This is a genomic window from Natrinema hispanicum, from assembly GCF_004217335.1.
In the GTDB taxonomy this organism is placed as follows: Archaea; Halobacteriota; Halobacteria; order Halobacteriales; family Natrialbaceae; genus Natrinema; species Natrinema hispanicum.
Genome location: NZ_SHMP01000007.1, coordinates 149,328 through 168,989, shown reverse-complemented (window position 1 = coordinate 168,989; position 19,662 = coordinate 149,328). Strand labels below are relative to the sequence as shown.

At 54.7% G+C, this 19,662-nt stretch carries 17 protein-coding genes and 3 pseudogenes; 10 read left to right on the top strand and 10 right to left on the bottom strand.

Features of this window, described 5'->3' with window-relative positions; genetic code table 11:
- The first annotated feature begins 207 nt into the window (after window positions 1-207).
- Window positions 208-657, top strand: coding sequence for an HVO_A0114 family putative DNA-binding protein (locus BDK88_RS17385; RefSeq protein WP_242611698.1), 450 nt, complete (start codon window positions 208-210; stop codon window positions 655-657).
- A gap of 95 nt (window positions 658-752) precedes the next feature.
- Window positions 753-1,844 carry a tetratricopeptide repeat protein gene (locus tag BDK88_RS17380; protein WP_130501477.1) on the top strand — a complete coding sequence of 364 codons (1,092 nt, stop codon included), beginning with the start codon at window positions 753-755 and terminating at the stop codon, window positions 1,842-1,844.
- Between the two features lie 187 nt (window positions 1,845-2,031).
- On the opposite strand, the gene BDK88_RS17375 is transcribed toward BDK88_RS17380, so the two are convergent.
- Window positions 2,032-2,874, bottom strand: coding sequence for a hypothetical protein (locus tag BDK88_RS17375; protein WP_092935087.1), 843 nt, complete (start codon window positions 2,872-2,874; stop codon window positions 2,032-2,034).
- 422 nt (window positions 2,875-3,296) lie between these two features.
- Between BDK88_RS17375 and BDK88_RS17370 the strand changes: the two genes are divergently transcribed.
- A complete protein-coding gene (locus BDK88_RS17370; RefSeq protein WP_130501476.1) occupies window positions 3,297-3,476 on the top strand; it encodes a hypothetical protein in 180 nt (59 codons plus the stop codon).
- A gap of 125 nt (window positions 3,477-3,601) precedes the next feature.
- Here the strand turns inward: BDK88_RS17370 and BDK88_RS17365 are convergent, their stop codons facing one another.
- Complete coding sequence (locus BDK88_RS17365) at window positions 3,602-4,696, bottom strand: IS630 family transposase (RefSeq protein WP_130501475.1); 1,095 nt, start codon at window positions 4,694-4,696, stop codon at window positions 3,602-3,604.
- 377 nt (window positions 4,697-5,073) lie between these two features.
- Here BDK88_RS17365 and BDK88_RS17360 point away from each other — a divergent pair, with 377 nt between their 5' ends.
- Window positions 5,074-5,346 carry a hypothetical protein gene (locus BDK88_RS17360; RefSeq protein ID WP_130501474.1) on the top strand — a complete coding sequence of 91 codons (273 nt, stop codon included), beginning with the start codon at window positions 5,074-5,076 and terminating at the stop codon, window positions 5,344-5,346.
- Here BDK88_RS17360 and BDK88_RS17355 read toward each other — a convergent pair.
- From BDK88_RS17355 to BDK88_RS17345, 3 genes and pseudogenes are all read right to left on the bottom strand, one after another.
- Window positions 5,347-5,840: pseudogene (locus tag BDK88_RS17355) on the bottom strand (hypothetical protein).
- Window positions 5,841-5,846: 6 nt separating this feature from the next.
- Window positions 5,847-6,149: a ribbon-helix-helix protein, CopG family gene (locus BDK88_RS17350; protein ID WP_008015253.1), complete on the bottom strand. Its 303-nt coding sequence runs from the start codon at window positions 6,147-6,149 to the stop codon at window positions 5,847-5,849.
- Window positions 6,150-6,223: 74 nt separating this feature from the next.
- A pseudogene (locus BDK88_RS17345) lies at window positions 6,224-7,929 on the bottom strand (ATP-binding protein).
- A gap of 165 nt (window positions 7,930-8,094) precedes the next feature.
- Here BDK88_RS17345 and BDK88_RS17340 point away from each other — a divergent pair.
- A complete protein-coding gene (locus tag BDK88_RS17340) occupies window positions 8,095-8,322 on the top strand; it encodes a MarR family transcriptional regulator (protein WP_006182396.1) in 228 nt (75 codons plus the stop codon).
- A gap of 57 nt (window positions 8,323-8,379) precedes the next feature.
- On the opposite strand, the gene BDK88_RS17335 is transcribed toward BDK88_RS17340, so the two are convergent.
- Both BDK88_RS17335 and BDK88_RS22375 read right to left on the bottom strand, forming a co-directional pair.
- Window positions 8,380-8,604 (bottom strand): HalOD1 output domain-containing protein, encoded by a 225-nt coding sequence (locus tag BDK88_RS17335; protein ID WP_092936171.1) that lies wholly within the window; start codon window positions 8,602-8,604, stop codon window positions 8,380-8,382.
- A pseudogene (locus tag BDK88_RS22375) lies at window positions 8,597-8,692 on the bottom strand (DUF955 domain-containing protein); the annotation flags it as partial. The pseudogene BDK88_RS22375 and the gene BDK88_RS17335, both read right to left, overlap by 8 nt.
- Window positions 8,693-9,041: 349 nt before the next feature.
- On the opposite strand from BDK88_RS22375, the gene BDK88_RS17330 reads away from it, so the two are divergent.
- Complete coding sequence (locus BDK88_RS17330) at window positions 9,042-10,631, top strand: oleate hydratase (protein ID WP_092936169.1); 1,590 nt, start codon at window positions 9,042-9,044, stop codon at window positions 10,629-10,631.
- Between the two features lie 203 nt (window positions 10,632-10,834).
- On the opposite strand, the gene BDK88_RS17325 is transcribed toward BDK88_RS17330, so the two are convergent.
- Window positions 10,835-12,139 carry an RNA-guided endonuclease TnpB family protein gene (locus BDK88_RS17325; protein WP_130501473.1) on the bottom strand — a complete coding sequence of 435 codons (1,305 nt, stop codon included), beginning with the start codon at window positions 12,137-12,139 and terminating at the stop codon, window positions 10,835-10,837.
- 44 nt (window positions 12,140-12,183) lie between these two features.
- Here BDK88_RS17325 and tnpA point away from each other — a divergent pair, with 44 nt between their 5' ends.
- Window positions 12,184-12,582, top strand: a complete 399-nt coding sequence (gene tnpA / locus BDK88_RS17320) for an IS200/IS605 family transposase (RefSeq protein ID WP_130501472.1) — start codon at window positions 12,184-12,186, stop codon at window positions 12,580-12,582.
- 159 nt (window positions 12,583-12,741) lie between these two features.
- Here tnpA and BDK88_RS17315 read toward each other — a convergent pair whose 3' ends face one another.
- Together BDK88_RS17315 and BDK88_RS17310 are read right to left on the bottom strand one after the other, a co-directional pair.
- A complete protein-coding gene (locus tag BDK88_RS17315; protein ID WP_130501471.1) occupies window positions 12,742-14,070 on the bottom strand; it encodes a TIGR00341 family protein in 1,329 nt (442 codons plus the stop codon).
- Between the two features lie 245 nt (window positions 14,071-14,315).
- Entirely contained in the window at window positions 14,316-15,326 is a 1,011-nt protein-coding gene (locus tag BDK88_RS17310; RefSeq protein WP_130501470.1) for an NADP-dependent oxidoreductase, read from the bottom strand.
- 463 nt (window positions 15,327-15,789) lie between these two features.
- On the opposite strand from BDK88_RS17310, the gene BDK88_RS17305 reads away from it, so the two are divergent.
- The 3 genes from BDK88_RS17305 to BDK88_RS17290 all read left to right on the top strand — a co-directional run bounded on the left by BDK88_RS17305 (window position 15,790) and on the right by BDK88_RS17290 (window position 18,986).
- On the top strand, window positions 15,790-16,494 hold the full coding sequence (locus BDK88_RS17305) for a type 1 glutamine amidotransferase domain-containing protein (RefSeq protein WP_130501469.1): 705 nt from the start codon (window positions 15,790-15,792) through the stop codon (window positions 16,492-16,494).
- Between the two features lie 465 nt (window positions 16,495-16,959).
- On the top strand, window positions 16,960-18,036 hold the full coding sequence (locus BDK88_RS17295) for a 2,3-butanediol dehydrogenase (protein WP_083857106.1): 1,077 nt from the start codon (window positions 16,960-16,962) through the stop codon (window positions 18,034-18,036).
- Between the two features lie 389 nt (window positions 18,037-18,425).
- The gene (locus BDK88_RS17290; RefSeq protein ID WP_006183532.1) at window positions 18,426-18,986 is read left to right on the top strand and encodes a TATA-box-binding protein; all 561 of its coding nucleotides are present in this window, start codon (window positions 18,426-18,428) and stop codon (window positions 18,984-18,986) included.
- Window positions 18,987-19,662: the final 676 nt, after the last annotated feature.

Sequence of the window (19,662 nt, the reverse complement as noted above, 5' to 3'; positions counted from 1 at the left end):
AGATTCTCGGATCGACGTTAATACTGTGCGCTGACTTGACTGGGCCAGTCGGCTGTTGCAAGATAGCGAAGTCACTTATATATCAATCAGCTATTATGCAACAGTATGCTCACTGATGGCGAGTTCCACACCCTCACTGCTCTTCACGGTGAGCAGACGCTCTCCGAGTTCGATGTCAAGTGAGGCCATCACACCACGGTGATACCCATGAACGATACCACGCCGCCGCTGCACCCGATGGAGCGCGAACAGCTTCGGGCCGAATCAACCCTCGTCGTGACCGTCAAGTCGTCCAGTGAGTTCCACGATGATGTCACCGACGGCATCGAGGCGCTTGAGCGAGGCGACGCGGTGGATTCTCCGCCGACGCTCTCGTTCACTAGCTACGACGACCTCATGGAGACGCTGACGCCGCGCGTCCTCGATCTCATCGAAGCCATCCGCCAGGAAGGGCCATCCAGCATTAACGAGATTGCACAGGTTGTTGACCGGGACATCAAGAACGTCCACGAAGAACTCAGTCGACTCGCCCAGTTGGGAATCATCTTCTTCGAGGAAGACGACCAGAGCAAGCGCCCGGTCGTCTGGTTCAACGAACTCGTCATCAGTCTCTCGTTCGATCCAGCGACTGACGACACGGTAGCCGCCGCACCGTGAAGGCGACGTCTCAGGCTACTCACTCCTAGTCGATCTTACACATACGCCCCGTCCACACCTGTTGTTTTTCCTACCCGCATACGTACTCTCGAGTAATGGTCGAGTGTCGCTACTGCGAGCAAACCTTTGAGGAGGAATCTGCGATCCGTGAGCATCTCTATGAGGATCACGAACGTGACGAACTCAGTCGGATTGATCAGAAGCGTGTCGAGCAATACGTCGACGAACACGGATTAGGTGAGAGTGGCAACGAAGAGGTCCAAGAAGCAAGTCAACCCGCTCACCGTGAGCAACGAATAGCCGACACATCAAACGGGACCCACCCTGCTGATGCGTGGGAACTCAGCGACGTCGAAGCCCTCTCGACGGACGAAATTGTCGAAAAACTCGCCGATCACGGCATCGAAACGAGCGAGACGATGTTTCGGAGTCGGATTGAAAATTTTAATTCGGCGACGACACTCTCCGAGCAGTGGGAAGCTGAATACGAGGTTGATGTCACGGGCTATGATCAGGACTTCATCTGGATGGCAGCAGAAGTACTCTGGGAGCGCTGGGCACCCGACACCCCGAACAAAGAACGGATCTACGACTTCGTTCAGGAGGGGCGCGATTTCCGCGAGAAAGGAAACCGCGCTGAGGCTTGCGATCGGTGGCTAACTGCCTGGGAGTACATCGTCGACGTAACACCCGACGAAATCACGTCTATCGATGAGGCAGACCGAGAATTACCGTCGTTTCTCTCGCTCGAGGCTTTCATTCGATCGCTCGACAGTGACCTTGCCACCGTAGCGGAAGATGATCCAGCGTATCACGAGTACCGACTCGAATTCTGTCGGGAGGTCTGCGAGCAGTTCCCGGATGCATCTGACGAGTTCCTACTCGACTTTCGTCACTTCATCGCCGACACACTCACAGAACTGGACAGAACTGCTGACAGTAGGGCGGAATTCGAGTCACTCATCGAGGAGTATCCCGAGGATCCCTGGGGATACAAGAAACTCGCAGATAGCTACTGGCTCGAGGACCCAGACGAACTAGCGAGAGAGGAGATGGAACGCACTGCAGAACTGTACCGAGCGGCACTGGACGCCGATGGTCCTCTCGAGGGAGCGTCGATAGTAGCCGAGCGCTGTGAGGAAGTAGAAAGCCGACTATCTGATACAGAGACGTCCAGCCCAGAGTGAGCGCTTGAGCACGAGAACTTACTTATTCGATGACGCACTATCTGCTTGTAGAGGAGCACACTCCCGTACACCATGGAATTCGAAGAACAACTTCGGTCGCTGGAAGAACGGTATGGCATCTCCGAGAGCGAACGTGCTCGGGAACTCGGACGGACCGTTGCCCAGCTCCGGGACTAACGCGTACGTCTTACTCGCTAGATTCCAGATACTCGAGGAACTCCTGTTTGTCGACCCCATTCTCAAAACGCAGATGCGACGCTCCGGCTCGCGTCACTGACTCAATCATGAACTCGGTACAGAGTTCGGTATGATGAGTCGCATACGTCGACAGGGCTTCTGACTGTGGCAGCTCGAGGTCGTACTCCGAGAGCTCGATTTCAATCCCACCTTTTCGCAACACGATCTCACAGCCCCACTCATCGAGCAACCTGAACGGGGTTGTGTTTCGCCGTACGGTGAGAAGTCGCTTCGAGTCGGCGATATACGTGTCGACCCATTCTTGCCAGTCGTAGCTCTCGGTCGCCAACTCTGGGAGCGAAAACGACGGCTCGACACTCTCGAGGTACCACTCGGCGAATGCGATCGAGGTTCGATGGTTGGCGTTTGGAAGCGGGTGAGCCAAAATGAGTGACGACATCAACTGCCCTGCGACCTTGACTACCGATTTCGACCAATCGACGTGCTCAAGTGCAGCTGGAATTCGACCAACGTCGATCTGCTTGTAAATCTCGAGTTTTTCTCCCTCCTCGAGTTCTGTGGCTTCAAGGACACCTTCGAACGTCTGGAGAATTCGCACTGTCACGAGCCGGTCTGATTCGTCCATTTCGTCCAGTATCGCTTCAAAATCCTCGGTGATGTCGTCGACCGTTCCACTCGCACCGGAGTTGGTGTAGAGGACGTGTACTGTTTCCTCGAGTTGGTAGGTTTCGACTTTCCCATCGTCGGGTTCGATCTCGTCGTGATCGAGCGTAACGTACGCGAGTGAATATTGCTCGTCGTCGGGGTGGTGGTAGTGGACGAGACCGGTCATTAAACTCGGGAACGTACCGGAGCAACATAGTGACTTTCTTCCCACCCTACTCGCTCACGGCTGACGCCGTTCGCTCCTTGAGGTGGGGCTTCCTGTTTCCACGACGCGCTTTGCAGGAACCGAATAGGTGTGTCCCTGAAGACGCCAGCTGTCACCGGAATCTTCTCGTCTCGAGATGCGTTCTACGTCCGTGGGAAGAGCAGGGTGGAGAACTGGCTCGGCGTTACCAGAAACAATTCCGGATGTCAACGATTGCGGCAATCGTGGGTGTGATCTATATTTTCAAGGTTCATAAACCACTTACCCAGAGTGCAGTCGCTGTCCGACCGACGGACTGGGTTGGCTAACTCTGAATCTGGCGACTGCTAACCTCACATCCTTCAGTCTAACGTTTATATCAGAAGCCGCGGCCAACGGCAGTGATGTCACTGACCGATCGCCAAGAAGACATCCTGATCGCCGTCGCACTGACCGAGTTTTCAGTCCACTACGAGCAGGCCGATCCCGAACTCTCGCGAAGAGCGTGGCAGTTGGCTGCCGATCATCTCCTCGAGTACGATGTCGAGCCACGCGAAGCCATTGGCGCATTCGAGATCAAGTAGCTACCGCTCACCGTCCTTGATCAGACCTCAAAAGCCACCCGGATGGGCGTAGAGTGGTGGCCGCCGGGCGGACTGAGACAAATAGGGTCGTGGATGATTTAACTGGCCTGTCGCGCGGGTAATGATCAAGGAAACTTTTGAAAATCAAGGAACTTCTTACACCAGCTCTTTGCGAAACTTACTCGTTGTGTCACTTGATCAAATACGTCCTTGACGAGTTCGTGGAACTCGTCTTCGTTCTCAACGATGATCGGTGCCATCGTCCACTTGAGGTATTTCCAAACCTGTTCGATTGGGTTGAGATGCGGTGATCCTGAGGGAAGGAACACGAGATCGATGCCAAGTTGGTGCGCACGCTTGCGCGTGTATTCACAGATGTGGGAGCCGTGCTTGTCCAAGACGAGCAGAATCCGCTTGCCGGGATTCTGCTCGCGTACCGCCTCTAACACCTCGCAAATCCGCTCTTTCTCCTCGGTTTCTTTCCACTGGACCACACTGTTGCCGTTCACTGCGTAGAACCCAACCGCCGAGTCTTCTGTCTTCACTAACGGCCGCTCAACGTGTGGATCATCGACGTACCAGACACGTCGTGAATTATCATACGGTTGCGGTTGTGATGCATCGAAAAACCCGAGAACAGTGCCGCCATCTGTACAGATATCGTCGTCGACGATCCACCCTTCTTCATCATCTCCTTTACGTTTGTTATGGGGTTGATCATCTTCGTCGAGCGCGTCGTCGACGCGCTCTTCGAGAATCTCCTCTGGATTCTCCGGTCGCCATGGGCGTTTTGGGCGAGGTTTTGCATACGATAAGCCCAACTCACGGAGGAATTTCCCGAGATAGTCCGAGTGATATTCAACGTCGAACTCCTGTTTGAGAAGATGGCGAATCTCCTGTGATTTCCACGGCTGTCCTTCTCGAAGCATCTCAACCAACTGTTCCTGTTCGTCTTCGTCGAGTTTCGGGGGTCGGCCGCCCCCGAAACTCGGCATCAATCCTTCAAGCCCACCTTCGTTCCAAGCATCCGCCCAGCGACCGCCGGTCGCTGCCGACCTGCCCTCACGGTCGGCAGCTTCCGCAATCGAATCGCCATAATAGAGGTTCTTCAGAAAACCCAACCGCTCTTTCCGGCGATCGTCTTTAGCCTCGCGGAGGAGTTCATCAATTTTCTCTTCTGAAAGATGATATTTGATCTCCTTCCGACGATCTTCACCCATCACCTGGTGAGCGAACGTGGCCAACAAAAGTTTTCACGATCATTAGTAACGCGACAGATGGGATATTTGGGAGAGTTACTATCAACCTCGCTTCGATTCTCAGTTGGTCAGAACTGTCTCTATTGACTCTGTGATCACCCACTGTTCCGTTGAGGTGCTTGGAACTGTCCTGTATGGCTTTGTGATCGACCACCTTTGTGCGTGATGTCAAACTCGAAGGAAGCTGCCGACGAATTCGTCATCAACCTCCCGTTCGACCCAGAGGCTGGCGACACGGCAGCCGCCGCATCATAAAATCTCACTCGATTGCGAGCAAAACCCGTATTCAACGGGTACTGTTAAGCGGATGACTGTCGAAACAACCAGACAGAACTGCAATGGCTCGCGTCACAGATCCACGGCCACCACTTCCGGAGTGGATTCTCGAGTGCTACGACCGGCTGTGTACGCAGGCATGTCGGCCAGACCACGAAGAAGACAGTGTTCCGCTGATCGACTACGACGATGCCACCGACATCCTAGTCGCCGATTCAGAGTTAGCACTCGAGCAACGGGACGTCGAGCACGCACTTACGCGGCTCCTTGAACGGGGCTACTTCTACGAAGTCGAGAATGAACTTCGGATCACATCCCCAGAAGAGCAGTGTTAGCTATTCGTCAAGGAGCTGTCTTGCACGACGGTAGATCGGCGCACCAAGCCAGTCTCGGGTCTTGGCAATCTGCTCAAGTCTATTCTGAGCGTTCTTTGGTTCAAGTACGCCCCGCTTGACGAGCGCCCGGAGTACAATTGGCGAGAGTGCGACCTTGGCAGTTGTGAGAGTCTGAATCTCTGGGAGTGCTCGGAGGTCGTCGGTCAGAAGAAATGCAGGTTCAAGCTGCTCTTCCAACCGAATACAACTTGCCTCCCCCTGATCGATCGTTGATGACTCAAATTGTTCTCCGTCAACGGTGTGAACAGAGAATTGCGCCTGCTGCTTCGAGCACATTCTGAGCTGCCTGTCCATGTGGATCGTCGTACTCAGCTGTCTCCTCGAGCTCTTGCTATAATCACACTCGTCGTGTGAACCTCGAACTCAGCGAAGACAAGGTCAACTACCTCGGCTGTGGCTAATGAAATAAGTGCACTCGTATCGGCAACAATCATTGCCAGCTACAGCCCCGCAAGCTCGTCGGCGAGATCCTCACCTTGGTCAAGAACGGCTTTTGAGGTACGAACCGCTTCGGCGTCTTGGCGACCAATAAACGTTTTGAGGACATCAAAACCGATCTCGTCTTCAAGATATAGCTCGACGATCTCTTCATTGAACGCGTCCTCGTCTTCGATTTCGTCTAGATAGGATCGAAGTGCCTCAGTCACAATCTCCGTCCTATTCTTGTGAGTAATCTTCGCTGCGACATCGGCCTTCTCGACTAATTCATCTGGAATACGGAAGTTTACTCGAGTCGTTCCCATAGTTGTTCTCTGTACATACAGTGTACCCACAGCTAAATAAAATTGCCCCTCAAGACGACCTCGGTTGTTGTTGATCACTCGAATCTCAGTGTGGCCTCATATTTCTTGAACATGGACTGAAACCCCTCGTCGACGACCTGCTGGACAAGTTTCGCGAACGAACGTCGATTACCAGGATCCTCCACGAGCGACCGATACGTGCTCTCAAAGTGATGCCCGTGCGAGGGACGATCCTGACTTGAGGTCTCGTGGGCTGCCTCGTGTAATATCACGAGATACAGGTCATGCATCCAGACTGCACGCTGGCGGCTCGTCACGGCGGAGTCGGTGATCACAATGTACGTCCTGCCGTCGGTCCAGGCATCGGCACTTGCCTCGCCGTAGTACACATCTCGTTCAATCCCAAGTCCCGTGCGAGCACTCGCGCGAAGCGGAGATACCGCCGCTGATCAGCGTTCAGTTGCGATTCGTCCTCAACCCGATGATAGCCTGTCCACACACCTTCTGACTCTGCTTGCTCGCCAACATCGAACGTCTCCGGTACCGCTATCGATGTGTCCTCATCAGTGGCGAGGTCGCGAAGCCGCTGGGTCGCCGCATCACTCGTATCGAGGACGACGTAACCACGCTCGACGAGCTTGTCCGCGCCTTTCTGGGCTCCGTTGATCCACCCGATTTTCGGGGCCGCCTGGATCTCCTCGAGGCTGATACGGGACTCGGTCGCCAGCTGGAACAGCTTTCGATCGGCCCACTGCTCGTCCGATAACTCGGAGGCCATCGCTTCAACCATCACCTCCCGACTCTCGGCAGTCAGCCGATCGTCCGAGACCTCAGCATATAGATCGTCACGTGTCTGCTCAAGTGCGTTGTCGATCCGCTGCCAGCGGTCACAGCCCGACTGGATGTCGTTGCGGGCAAAGTTCAGCGTCAAGTTCCCCTTCGAGACGACCACACCACCGACCCCATACTCCCGTTTCGTCGTCACGTACAGACCGTTGCTATAGATGTCGAGTCCCTCGTGAGGTGTGTACTCGAGTGCGAGGATCGCATCCTCCGTTTCGCGTGTGAGCGACGGATGTGGTGAGTCAGCCACTGCCTCGAGTGGATCACCCTTGTCAACCGGTTCGCCGTTGATCACGATCGAGACGCCTGTTCGGGGCTGCACGTACGCAAAGCGCCTGCGAAGATCGCGAACGTAGCGCCGCCAGCGGTAGCTGTCTGGATCTGGCACTTCGTCTTCGTAGTGATCGATCTCGACGAGCATCCCCTCGAGGTGATGGTCAGCGTCCACGAGTTGGCCATCGCGCCCGCTGACGTCTGCCCACGGCCCAGAGTCGCGTCGATCTCGGTAGTCGAAACACAGTGCGGTGTCGTGACTCCAGATACGAACGGCACCCTTCGCGATGATCGCACCCTTGCCGATGCCCCACTCGCCGATTGTCTCGTCATCCGATCGCTGTTTGCTTCCTGCACCCAACACTGAGAGGTTGCGTCGCCCTTCGGTCGACTCGAGGTCAACGCCAGCACCGTCGTCAAGGATGAGCGACCGCTCAGGTGAGATGCTGACCAACACACGGGATGACCCAGGACTGTCGATGCCGTTTTGGACGGCTTCGCGGATTGCGTCTGTGAGATCCGCCATCTGATCTTCGATAAGGTACGTTGCAACCCGCTCGTCAGCCGTCATCGTCACGGTCTCGTCAGTCGATGGCTGACTGGCCGGCCTCGAGTCAGTCGCTTCGCTCGTCACGAACTCCGATAACGTCGGATGATCTGTCATGGTGTCCACCCATCTGGCACCACACAAACCGAACCGTGCGGTCACTTGGGAACAGGAATGAACTCTGGTTCGACTTGACGTAGTCTCTCGGTGCTCTCGAAGAATGAGCCGGGTTGCCGAAGCGAAACGACCTATAGTGTCTACTTCGAAGAAGTACTACAGACAGTGAGCAGCGCAAAAGAACGGCTCGAGGACTTGCCACCGAGTGCGAAGTTGGTCTACAAGACGCTGGAATTCGAGGGAGAGTGCACACAGAAAGAACTGGTCAAAGAAACTCGACTCTCATCTCGGACTGTTCGCTATGCGATCTCTCGGCTTGAGGAAAAGGAGTTAGTTGAGCAACGAGTGTCCTTTCGAGACGCCCGTCAGAAGCTCTATTCGCTTGCGGAGTAGCCTCACATCAACGTGGACTCTTGGAATCCTCTGATGTCCTTGTCTTGGTAGCCTGTTCTACGACACCCTGATCACGGCCACATCGGATGATGTCACCACCACACGGAACTCTCCAACCGAGAATCGAATCTCGAGATCAGTCTCAGTCTGTGGGCCCGTCGAGTCTACAAGCCGCTCGAGGGCTTCGGCGACGATCATCCGCTGTAGTTGGTACTCTCCTCGATCGAGGTCCTGTTCCTCGAGTGCAGTGATGATCTCGAGCAGAAGCGATCGGTCATTCACCATCGGTCACCTCGCTGACGACGTCGATGATCTCCTGGGCGGTCGAACTGATCCGCTCGAGGCGATCGGGGATCGTTTCGGATTTGTCACGTGGCACGTGGCATTCTGAGCAATTCCGGCGCGGCCAACGTCGTCTCGTCGGCCACATGATCAATAGCGTGGTATGATCATTGATTGCCTACTAACGGATTAACTACCTGAACGGGTGGTTATACCAAATAAAGTTAGATAGACTGTATGAATTACGGTATATATTTTGGAATACATTATGTACTTGACCATCCCCAGTTTAAGTGTGATGAAACGTCAGGTGCACCTGTTAGGTCGGCAGCGATCCAGAAGTATATCTATGACTCCACTACCCGCACTTCAGACGAATACAGACGGTATGACGGCCTATGATCGTTCCCGAACGAACGCGTCGCTGGGGGGATTGCATGTTTGGTGAACAGACACCACACGTCGCTGACCGCGAAGCCCACGTCGTTGGCGGTGGCATCGCCGGCCTGGCCGCCGCGGCGTTTCTGATTCGCGATGGAAACATGCCTGGCGAGAACGTTCATTTCTACGAGAAACTTGACGTCGTTGGCGGGGCAATGGACGGTGCAGGCAATCCCGACGAAGGGTACGTTATCCGCGGTGGGCGCATGTTCAACTTCCCCGCCTACGAATGTACCTGGGACCTCTTCCGGACGATCCCTTCGCTCGAGGACCCCAGTATCTCGGTCAAAGAAGAGATGAACGAGTTCAACGAGATCCACGAGTCATATGCGGAGACGCGGCTGGTCGAGGATGGCACCCGTCTCGATGCCTCGCAGTTCGAACTGAAGATGCACCACCGGCTCTCGCTGGTTCGACTTCTGCTTACACCGGAGGAACGACTTGGAGACACCCGGGTCGAAGAGTGGTTCGACGACGACTTCTTCGAGACGAACTTCTGGTACTTGTGGGCGACGATTTTCGCCTTCCAGCCGTGGCACAGCGTCGCTGAGGTCCGCCGGTATATGTACCGTTTCTTGCACGTCTTCCCCGGTCTACACACGTTAGAAGACATCGACCGGACCAAGTACGATCAGTATCATTCGATGATCCTGCCGCTTCGGCGCTGGCTCGAAACTCGTGGCGTCGACTTCCAGCAGGACTGTCGCGTGATCGATATGGACATCGTGACTTCTCGAGTAGGGCGGACTGTCGAGCGGCTCCACTACGAAACCGGAGACGGCACTGAGAGCGTCGAGGTCGATTCCACGGACCTAGTCTTTTTCACCAACGGTTCGATGACCGATGGCTCGGACCTCGGGGCATGGGACGAAGCACCCGAAACGAACGAGACCGGCGCGTCCTGGGAGCTGTGGCGGTCGATCGCCGAGGACAACACCGGATTCGGCGACCCCGAGGTCTTCGCGGGCAATGTTCAGGAGACCAAGTGGGAGTCCTTTACCGTCACGTTGCACAACACTGATCTGTTCGATCATATCGTCGAATTCACTGACGAGGAGCCGGGCAACGGGCTGGTAACATACGTCGACTCGTCCTGGCTTCTGTCCACTGTCGTCGCAGCCCAGCCGCACTTCCCGAACCAGCCTGACGACGTGAAACTCTTCTGGGGATACGCCCTGTTCACAGACCAAGAGGGTGACTACGTCGAAAAGAAGATGTCCGAATGTACAGGACGAGAGATCCTCGAAGAGCTCTGTTATCACCTGCAGTGTGAGGATCGCCTGCCGGAAATCCTGGAGGACGTAGACTGCGTGCCGTGTATGATGCCGTTCATCACGGCTCACTTCCAGCCCCGGACGCCCGGCGACCGGCCGCTCGTCGTCCCCGATAGCTCGAACAATCTCGCATTCCTCGGGCAGTACGCCGAACTCCAACGTGACGTCGTGTTCACCGTCGAGTACTCGGTGCGGACGGCGATGACCGCCGTCTATGACCTGCTTGATCTCGATGAGGAGATTCCACCCGTGAGCAAGCACTACCGCGAACCGGGCGTGCTCGCAGATGCAGTGAGCGCCTCGTTCGATTGACTGGCAACGGCTGTGCTGTTTCCCGTCATGCTATCTTGCACGTTTGATAGGGGCTTTGTGGTCTTACGTCCTCTTCACCAGAGCTGGTGAGAACGAGATTGCATCTTAAATAGGTCGCCGCCGATGTTTTCACTGATGCCGGAATTGACCTTCCACGGAGTAAACAGCCTCGGGCGCGGTGGCCCGAGGCTTTTGTAATTCCCTCAGCCGTGCGCTAGCACTCCCTGCTCGGCAAGCGAGCGGGATGAGGTTGGGCGGCTTACACGCCCCGACCCGGACAGACGCACCAACCGAACCTGTGGTTGGGTTTTGTGAGTCCGGTAATTCGATTCGTTACCGTCGAGTTTCGCCGTCTCGCGCCACGCGATGTTCACCGACGCATTCCGCTCAGCGTGGTCTTGAACCACGTCACACTCGCCGTTCGTACACCGGAACCGCCGCCCCTGCCGATACCCACGCTCACCACAACACGAACACGTCTGTGAGTTGTAGTAAGCGTCCACCGTCTCTGTAGGAATCTCTCGCCACGTCGTCTTGTACGAGACGAACTTCTCGAACTTGTGGAACGGCAGTTTGTGCAACCGGCGGTTCATATACGTCCCGTATTGAATTTCGTCGCGGATACCGCTCATATCCTCGAACACGATGACCGGGTTTGAGAACTGCTCTGCGAACTCTACGACAGCACCGGAGAGACGGTGCATAACCCACTCGGTGAACCGTTCCTCCTTGTCACCGAGCTTCCGGTGGATGCTCGTCTTGCCGTGTTCCTGACACCGAGTGGTGATAGTGTGGTAGCGTTGGCGTTCCTGCTTGACTTGTCCGTAGTCGAGGACGAGCGTGCCTTTCGTCCGCATCGTCTCGCGGTCGAGGGCGGTGAGTGCGACGTTGCGCTCGTTGATGTCTACGCCGACCACAGTATCAGCGGTGTCGGGTTCGGGCACGTCGAACTCGCGTGTGACCGTGACGTGTAGGTAGTACACGCCATCGCGGTACAGGAGTTCGGCCTGCCCCACATCCACCTCATCCGACGCGAGAGCGTCTCGAAGTTCGTCCATCGCGTCCGGCTCGCCGCGCAGGTGGCCTTTCACCTTCTTGTAGGGTTTCGGGCTGATGCGGAATTGGATGCGGCTCGTGTCGTTGTCCACGGTGAGGCGATAGCCTTCCGTGTGCGCCATCACGAGCGGGTACGCGCCTGATTTGTCCGTACTCGGCGGCGTCGGCTTGCCGCCATCGGGGTCGCCTTGGTTTTCCCACCACTCTTTGAGCGAGTGGTAGGAGTCCCACGTTTGGAGGGCTTTGCCGACGACCGCGCACTTGTTGTTCCGCAAGAAGTCGTCGCGGTCAACCTCCTTCTGTATCTCGGTGCGAGTGTACCCGTGTTGTTTGAGGCGGATGGTTTGGTTGAATATCTCGCGTGAGGCGAGGCGGGCGTCGTGAAGCCACGACCGCTCACCAGACGCTATGTGAAGGCGCGTCTGAATGGTTTTCGTGGCTTCTTCACCCATACTTTGACAATCGTTCTATACTATCATAAATGTAGGGATTAGGGATGGAAGAGTACCGCAGTCATGCACATTCGGTTAGTTCCTGCAAGTATCACTTCGTCTGGTGCCTCAAGTACCGCCACCCGGTTCTCAACGTGGTTGAAGAAGATGTGCGGGTGTTGTTTAGTGAGACTGCTGACCACTTCGGGCACGAGATTCTGGCGTTGGAGATTGCAGACGACCACGTACACCTGTTCGTGCAAACAGACCCGAAACACAGTCCGGCGAACATCGCTCGGCAATTCAAGTCGTACTCTGGTAAGCACTTGCTGGAACAGTATCCCGAGATTCGGGAGTCGTATTTCTGGGGCGGCGGATTCTGGAAAGTCGGGTACCACGTGGGGACGACAGGGGCAGTATCGGAGGAAGTGGTTGAACGATATATCGAGGAGACGGAACACTAGGCCGAGTGTCGGGCTTCACCCCCGACCCCGGTGGGTCGGGGAACTCGCCCTCGTAGGTTGTTTAGAATTAAGCGGATTTTCATGGAGTCACGCTCTTTGTGGGTAAGAGACCCTTGTAGGCGAGTGGATGTCACTATCAGTCGGAGAGCGCCGAAATCCCTACGCAGTATCGTACTCAATGAACCGAACGTCGACCCGTACGTCGTCTCCCGTTTCGTCGGTAATTCGTTCGTCCAGTTCCGAGACAAGTTCCGGATGGTCGTCATCGCCCGGCTGCTCGACCGTGATTACAATACGTTCGGGTCCCTCGAATAGGGACCCTTCTTCGATTCGTACTACGGGCTCGAACGGGATTTCTTCCTCAAGAAATAGTTCGACTTCGACGAGGTAGGTGTCCTGATACGCTGACGAGTCGAGGACGGCCTCCGCTTCCGTCGTGACGTCGTTCTCAAGCGATGCGCGTTCGTACGACGCCCACGTGACACCGATCAGGAATATCGACAGTACTAGGATGACGAACGTCAACACGATGAGGCGACGACGGACTAACTGCCGTGCGATCCCTTCCTCACTCTGAATTTGGGGGCGGTATCCCATCGCCCAGAGGGTGAGGAGGCCCGTGATATTGACGCCCAGCAGATTGACGAAGACGAGGACGAGCGAGCCGACTGCGGCGTTCGGTATCCACCATGCGATAGCGATGCCGGCCGCTGCGGCGGGCGGGATCAGTGCAGCAGTAATCATCACGCCAACCAGTGTGACAGAGGTACCCGTCGAAAGGCACAACACGCCGGCAATTCCCGCGCCGAAGGCAACGACCAGCGAGAGGAGGTGAGGTAGGACCCGTTCGCTGACTTCGTTGATTTCGAGGACCTCAATCCCAGGCGGTACGAGAAACAGCGACTTCGAGAGCCAGGCGAACGCCGCGGAACCGGCAATCGCTACGCTGACGCCCAGCACTTGATACATAACCCCGGTCCAGAGCAAGTCGCGTTCGTTGAGAACGGTCCCGGCGCTGGCTGCGAGCGTCGGTCCGATCAAGGGTGCGATCACCATCGACCCGACCACGACGGCGGCCGAATCGAGTAACAGCCCGGCCGTCGCAACGATCGCACTGACCAGCGTCAGCGTCACGTATATCGGAATCGCCAATATGAGTCCTTCCGATTCGGCGTACAGTTCGTAGCGAGCGAGGCGCTGATCGTCCAGCACCTCTCCCGTGAACCGATCTTTGAGAGCTCCGAACTTTTGGGAGATGACCATGTCTGCCGTAACGATCACCGTGTGATCGTCCTCGCCGAGTCCGACCCTCTCTAACTCGTCTAAGATGACTTCGACGGCACTTTTCGGGAGGGTGAATGATACGAGGGATTCGTACTCGCTGCTGTCGTCGGTCGGAACGACTGTGTAGTCAATCCGTTCCGAGTCAAGTACCTCTAAGACTGGTTCGCGCGTCTCCGGTCGGAGCGAAATCTCGACGTGGCGCATGGGATACTGATCACTGGAGACGGACAGACATCAACCATTGCGCGCGTCTCGGCAACTCGGACCCGAAGACGGTCATGGGTAACCGAGGTCTTTCGCTTCAACTCTATCGGTTGAGCGAACTATCTTTCTACAAGGAAAGTACCCTGCCGTTTACGATCTGTTGAGATGTCTCGAGCCAAGGTGCAACCACCGAGCGAAAGTAGGCGAGGTTGGCACCATCTCCGCGCTTTAGAGGGTCGAAGATATCAATCGGATATCTTGACAACCTGTTTTCCGATATTGTCTCCGGAGAACAATCCGAGGAATGCGTCGGGTGCGTTTTCGAGTCCGGAGACGACGGTCTCGCGATGAGCGATGTCGCCGGTCGCAACCCACTCGCCAAGTTGTTCGCTAGCTTCCTCGAATCGAGTGGCATAGTCAGCGACGAGTAGTCCCTGCACTTTTGCTCGCGTTGCGATGAGCTGTGTAAGCTTCCGTGGCCCCGTCGCCACTTCCTCGTCGTTATAGTGGGCAATTTGCCCGCAGACGGCGACGCGGGCGTCAAGGTTCAGTTTTGTAAACACCGCATCCGTGATCGGACCTCCGACGTTGTCGAAGTAGACATCAATGCCACCTGGTGCAGCATCATCCAGTGCTGCCTCGTAATCATCAACCTCTTTGTAGTTGATCGCAGTATCGAAGCCGAGTTCCTCGGTAAGCCACTTGACTTTCGCCTCGGAGCCAGCAAATCCAACAACGCGACAGCCACTCATCTTCGCAATCTGCCCGACAACGGAGCCGACTGCGCCGGCCGCTCCAGAGACGACAACTGTATCTCCTGGATTAGGGTCACCAACTTCAAGCAGCCCAAAGTACGCTGTTCGGCCCGGCATTCCGAGCACGCCGAGGTACGCAGGTAGGTCTGCCACATTGGGGTCAACGGGCATGACGCTATCGGCATCAAGGAGACTGTAGTCCGCCCAGGTTCCGTTTCCTGTCACAAGATCGCCAGCGTCGTAGGCGTCGCTCTTACTTTCGACGACCTCACCAACAACGGCGCCGTGCATTATGTCGCCAACCTCCCACGGCTCCGCGTACGATTCGGTGTCCCGCATCCGTCCTCGCATATACGGATCAACTGAGAGGTAGCGAACGCGGACAAGAAGTTGCCCGAATTTCGGGTCCGGAATGTCGCGCTCGCGGAGTTCGAAACTGTCCATGTCCGGTTCGCCCTCGGGACGTTCAGCGAATATCCACTCGCGGTTTGAATTTCGCACACCTGCCATTCGGTACACAGATAGAGTCAATTTCGATCCCAGCAACACCTACCGGAACGGCAGATTCACCCAGGTGAAGTATGTGAAAACGGTCACGCAGTCGACACTCACCAGTTGAAAGCTAGAAGTTACTACGAACCGGATAGTAGTTGTCGAATCAACTTCTGGCGGCACCTGAGGTGTATTTGACGGTGCTCACGGCGATAGAGCAGTGTCTCGAGGCACTCGAGTCCCAGCCACTAACTTACGACTGGCGATAACCAGGGTAGCCGGATAATATTGCTATGTGTTGTATTTTCTCGAAATGAGTGTGTGTCAGTAGCTCCGTGATAATTAATCGTATAACTCGGGTAAGGGTGCTTGTGAGTGGATTTCAGGAACTGTGTTGGCTACGAGAGTAATGTGGCGGCAATACACAATAGTACCCGGTGGCTTTTCCGTTCCAGACCTCTACACGACATCGATGCCATCTGCTCTGTTTATTATCAGTGAAGAAGGCTATTGGGGCGAAGAATGCGCGAATCCACTTGACGAACTCAGAAACAAGGACTTTGATATTGACATCGCGACTCCATCGGGATCGAAACCGGTCATCGATGAGACCTCACTGAATCCCGACAATGCTTTCGTCACCGAGGAGGCAGCAGAACTCGCTCAAGACCTCCACGAGGGGTACGAAGGAATTCAGAATCCCGAGCCAATCGCCAGCGTCGACTCAACGAACTACGATGTAGTGGTGTTCCCGGGTGGACACGGGACAATGTGGGATATCAACACCGACAGTCACGCTCGCGCGCTCCTGCGCGATGCAGTCGAGGGTGACGACGGCAAGGCATTAGTCGTTTGTCACGCTGCTGGACTAATGGCGTTCACGCGTACCAGTGATGGTGACTATCTAGTCGCAGACCGAGATGTGACCGGATTCCCTAACGCGTGGGAGGAAGACCTCGTTGACGAGAATGACCGCTTGCCAGATGGGCGTAAGCTCCCCTACTGGGTTGAAGATGAGGTGCGGGCTGCTGGTGCCAATTGGGATGCTGATCCTGATGCCGAGGAGAACGTTATCGTTGACGGCGACTTGATTACTGCCCGCGGTCCCCTGTCTTCCAGCGCTGCAGCTGACACGCTTTTGTCGGAACTCGGAGACGGAACATCTATCGATAATTAACATCCTCTCCGCCCTGCGTGCACCCATTCGGGTTCGCTGAGGATGGGGATTCCCGACCGCAGGTGGGTGATTACGGTTCGCGGTTCGTGACCTGTTCTCGTGGGGCTAAATTGCCCTCGCTACGGTTGAACAGGCGAACCGCTGGCTGTGTCGTTCGAAAGGCACAATAGTGATTCAGTAAACTCTGGGTAAACTCAATTGAAGATACACAGCAAGAATACCAGTCTCGAGTAAATACGCTACACCATGTACCCAATTCTTCTGTGAACTACTAAGCGCCTTTCGTGATGACGAGAGATCTTCGGTCTCTCGAACCACCAACCAGCCGTTATCTCTATCCTGTGAAAGATTCGGGAGTATGTCGTACACTCTATACCTATTGCAATATATATGATTACTTAGGATTTCAACAGAGTCCGATGCAACCAAACTATTATCCACAGAGGGCAGTAAGGTAACTCCGTAATGAGAGCAGCAGTTTATTATGGACAGGAAGACGTTCGTGTCGAAGATATTGAAGAGCCAGAAGGACCTGCTGCAAATGAAGTCCGTGTTGCCGTGGAAGCATGTGGGATCTGCGGTTCGGATCTTCACGAGTATACGGCAGGTCCGATTTTCATCCCTGATGAAGGAGAGCCAAACCCGGTAACGGGTGAAGAGCTTCCGATTCCGATGGGTCACGAGTTTGCGGGCGAAGTGACGGAAGTGGGCGAAGAAGTGAGCAATATCTCTGTTGGCGATCACGTAGCAGTGAACCCGATCATTTACTGTGATGAGTGCCAGCACTGTGAAGCAGGGAATTATCACCTCTGCGAGTCGGGTGGATTCATTGGTCTTTCTGGTGGTGGCGGTGGGCTCTCTGAGGAAGTTGTTGTTCCTGAAGAGAAAGCAATCACGCTTCCAGACTCAGTCCCTACAGAATACGGCGCTCTTGTTGAGCCGTTCAGTGTTGGATTTCATGCAGTCCAGACCAGTGATTTCTCTGCTGGTGATTCAGTTGCTGTCTATGGAACAGGTCCAATTGGCCTGACGGTGATTCAGGTACTGCAGGCAGCTGGCGCGGGTACGATCTACGGTGTTGAACCGCAGGATTCACGGCGTCACCTCGCATCTGAAGTTGGAGCAGATAAGACAATTAACCCGATTGAGACTGACGCAGCTGAATACATTACTGAGCAGACTGATGGTGGCGTTGATGTGGCGTTTGAAGCCGCAGGGATTGAGCAGACAGTTCAGGATGCAATCGCGTCGACCGCTCCTAGTGGGAACATCACGATCGTCAGCATCTTCGAAGAGACCGTAGAACTAAATCCGAATGAATTCGTTATGGGTGAGCGGACACTCAGTGGGACGCTCGCTTATGAAGGAGGTCCACAGTCAGACGAGGAATTCGGTGCGGTCATCGGTATGTTCGAATCGGAGGACCTTGATCCAGAAGCACTGATCAGCAGTCGAATTAAACTAGAGAATGTTGTTGAAGATGGGTTTGAGGCGCTTCTTAGTCCGGAGCGAGAAGCAGTGAAGATTCTCGTCGAGCTGTAATCGGTCAGTGTTGTAGCTTCACCGGCCTTGTTGAAACCCTCATTCGGTGATAGGTTTTGGCGACCTTGCCGGATACAGAGCGCAAAGCGCGAATGCGGCACAGGCTGAGAGCCGATCTGGGAAGGGGAGTGATCGGTAAGTATAGGTCAAGAAGATAGCAGAGAGACAATCAAAATATACGATAATTACCATAAACTACGTGCTAAATAACGAACCTATATTCCCATACTTACCTAATGCAATTTAAACACAGGACACAGCCGATACTTTTTCCTTGTATTCGAAGATACAGAGGGTTAAAATAGAAGCTGAATGAATATTTCGTCACGTAGTGGTCCCATAGAGATCAGCACCTATTTCGCATTTAAATGCTTATTCTCCATATAAGCATGATCACTTCGGAACACTCTCCCACGATAGAGAATGTTGTCGCTTCAACTGGAGTGGATCGGGAACTCAACCTCGAGGCGGTCGCCGAAGACCTCGACGGAACGGACTACGACCAAGAGAGGTTCCCCGGGGCAGTTTACCGGACCCAGAACCCGAAATCCGCCGCACTGATCTTCCGGTCGGGCAAGATCGTTTGCACGGGTGCGAAAAGCACCGACGACGTCTACGAAAGTCTCAACATTGTATTCGATGAACTCCGTGGCCTAGGTATCGACGTTCCATCTAATCCAGAAATCACTATCCAAAATATCGTTTCGAGTGGCGACCTCGGATCTGCAGTCAATCTAAACGCCATCGCCATCGGCTTCGGTCTCGAAAACATCGAATACGAACCCGAGCAATTCCCGGGTCTGGTCTATCGCATGGACGACCCCAACGTGGTCACCCTTATCTTCGGTAGCGGCAAAGTCGTCGTCACAGGAGCAAAAGAACCGGCGGATGCTGGCCGCGCACTCGACGTTATCTCGTCACGTCTCGATGAACTTGGCCTGTTAGACTGACTGATCTCGATCCACGTCCGTTCGTCAGTTGCCGCAGTTGTTTAGATAACGACACTTGGATTTGTACGTTGAGGAAGCCATAATTTGAGTAATCAAAAATGGAAAAGAAGTACCGTTAGACAGGTATTCCAGAGCTAGTTAAATATCACTTCACTTCACTTCACTGGAGTACCACCGACAGGAAAACGCAGTTGCTGACCATGATAACTAAGTCTACGGACTGTACTGAGTAATTCATCATAGATCTACCAATATAACCGGAATCTGATAGAAGTATCAGCGTTAGATTCGCACCTGTAGTGAGTGGATAGTTCGCTGGTTCCGGTGTGAAACAAACGAGATCGTACTGCTGCACTCATCCTCTGTATTCAACGCGCTCTTCTTATTACCTGTTGAGGGTTTCAACAGAGCTGTTTCACCACCTTTTCATCTTTTCTAGCAGAGATACAGAATTATATCTCCCATGGCTGGATGTATCGCAGGTCCTTGACTTCCACCCCACGTGAAACGTGGATGAAGACGTCAATGACTCCAGGCCCGCTTGCGATATGATCGAAAGCGTTTTGGTCAAATAATTTTAATAATAGCGCATGCTCGTACGGGTGCCTGCGCCGGATTCTCTGTTCGCTCAGGCGCAAACAGATGGTCGGGAAGGAACCAGGGAAAGGTCCGACCG

Coding starts and splice junctions, on each gene's coding strand:
- BDK88_RS17365 (WP_130501475.1), bottom strand. CDS start 4,696: ATGGGTGAAGATCGTCGGAAGGAGATCAAATATCATCTTTCAGAAGAG.
- BDK88_RS17350 (WP_008015253.1), bottom strand. CDS start 6,149: ATGGGAACGACTCGAGTAAACTTCCGTATTCCAGATGAATTAGTCGAG.
- BDK88_RS17360 (WP_130501474.1), top strand. CDS start 5,074: ATGGCTCGCGTCACAGATCCACGGCCACCACTTCCGGAGTGGATTCTC.
- BDK88_RS17295 (WP_083857106.1), top strand. CDS start 16,960: ATGAGAGCAGCAGTTTATTATGGACAGGAAGACGTTCGTGTCGAAGAT.
- BDK88_RS17385 (WP_242611698.1), top strand. CDS start 208: ATGAACGATACCACGCCGCCGCTGCACCCGATGGAGCGCGAACAGCTT.
- BDK88_RS17370 (WP_130501476.1), top strand. CDS start 3,297: ATGTCACTGACCGATCGCCAAGAAGACATCCTGATCGCCGTCGCACTG.
- BDK88_RS17330 (WP_092936169.1), top strand. CDS start 9,042: ATGTTTGGTGAACAGACACCACACGTCGCTGACCGCGAAGCCCACGTC.
- BDK88_RS17290 (WP_006183532.1), top strand. CDS start 18,426: ATGATCACTTCGGAACACTCTCCCACGATAGAGAATGTTGTCGCTTCA.
- tnpA (WP_130501472.1), top strand. CDS start 12,184: ATGGAAGAGTACCGCAGTCATGCACATTCGGTTAGTTCCTGCAAGTAT.
- BDK88_RS17380 (WP_130501477.1), top strand. CDS start 753: ATGGTCGAGTGTCGCTACTGCGAGCAAACCTTTGAGGAGGAATCTGCG.
- BDK88_RS17325 (WP_130501473.1), bottom strand. CDS start 12,139: ATGGGTGAAGAAGCCACGAAAACCATTCAGACGCGCCTTCACATAGCG.
- BDK88_RS17375 (WP_092935087.1), bottom strand. CDS start 2,874: ATGACCGGTCTCGTCCACTACCACCACCCCGACGACGAGCAATATTCA.
- BDK88_RS17305 (WP_130501469.1), top strand. CDS start 15,790: ATGCCATCTGCTCTGTTTATTATCAGTGAAGAAGGCTATTGGGGCGAA.
- BDK88_RS17315 (WP_130501471.1), bottom strand. CDS start 14,070: ATGCGCCACGTCGAGATTTCGCTCCGACCGGAGACGCGCGAACCAGTC.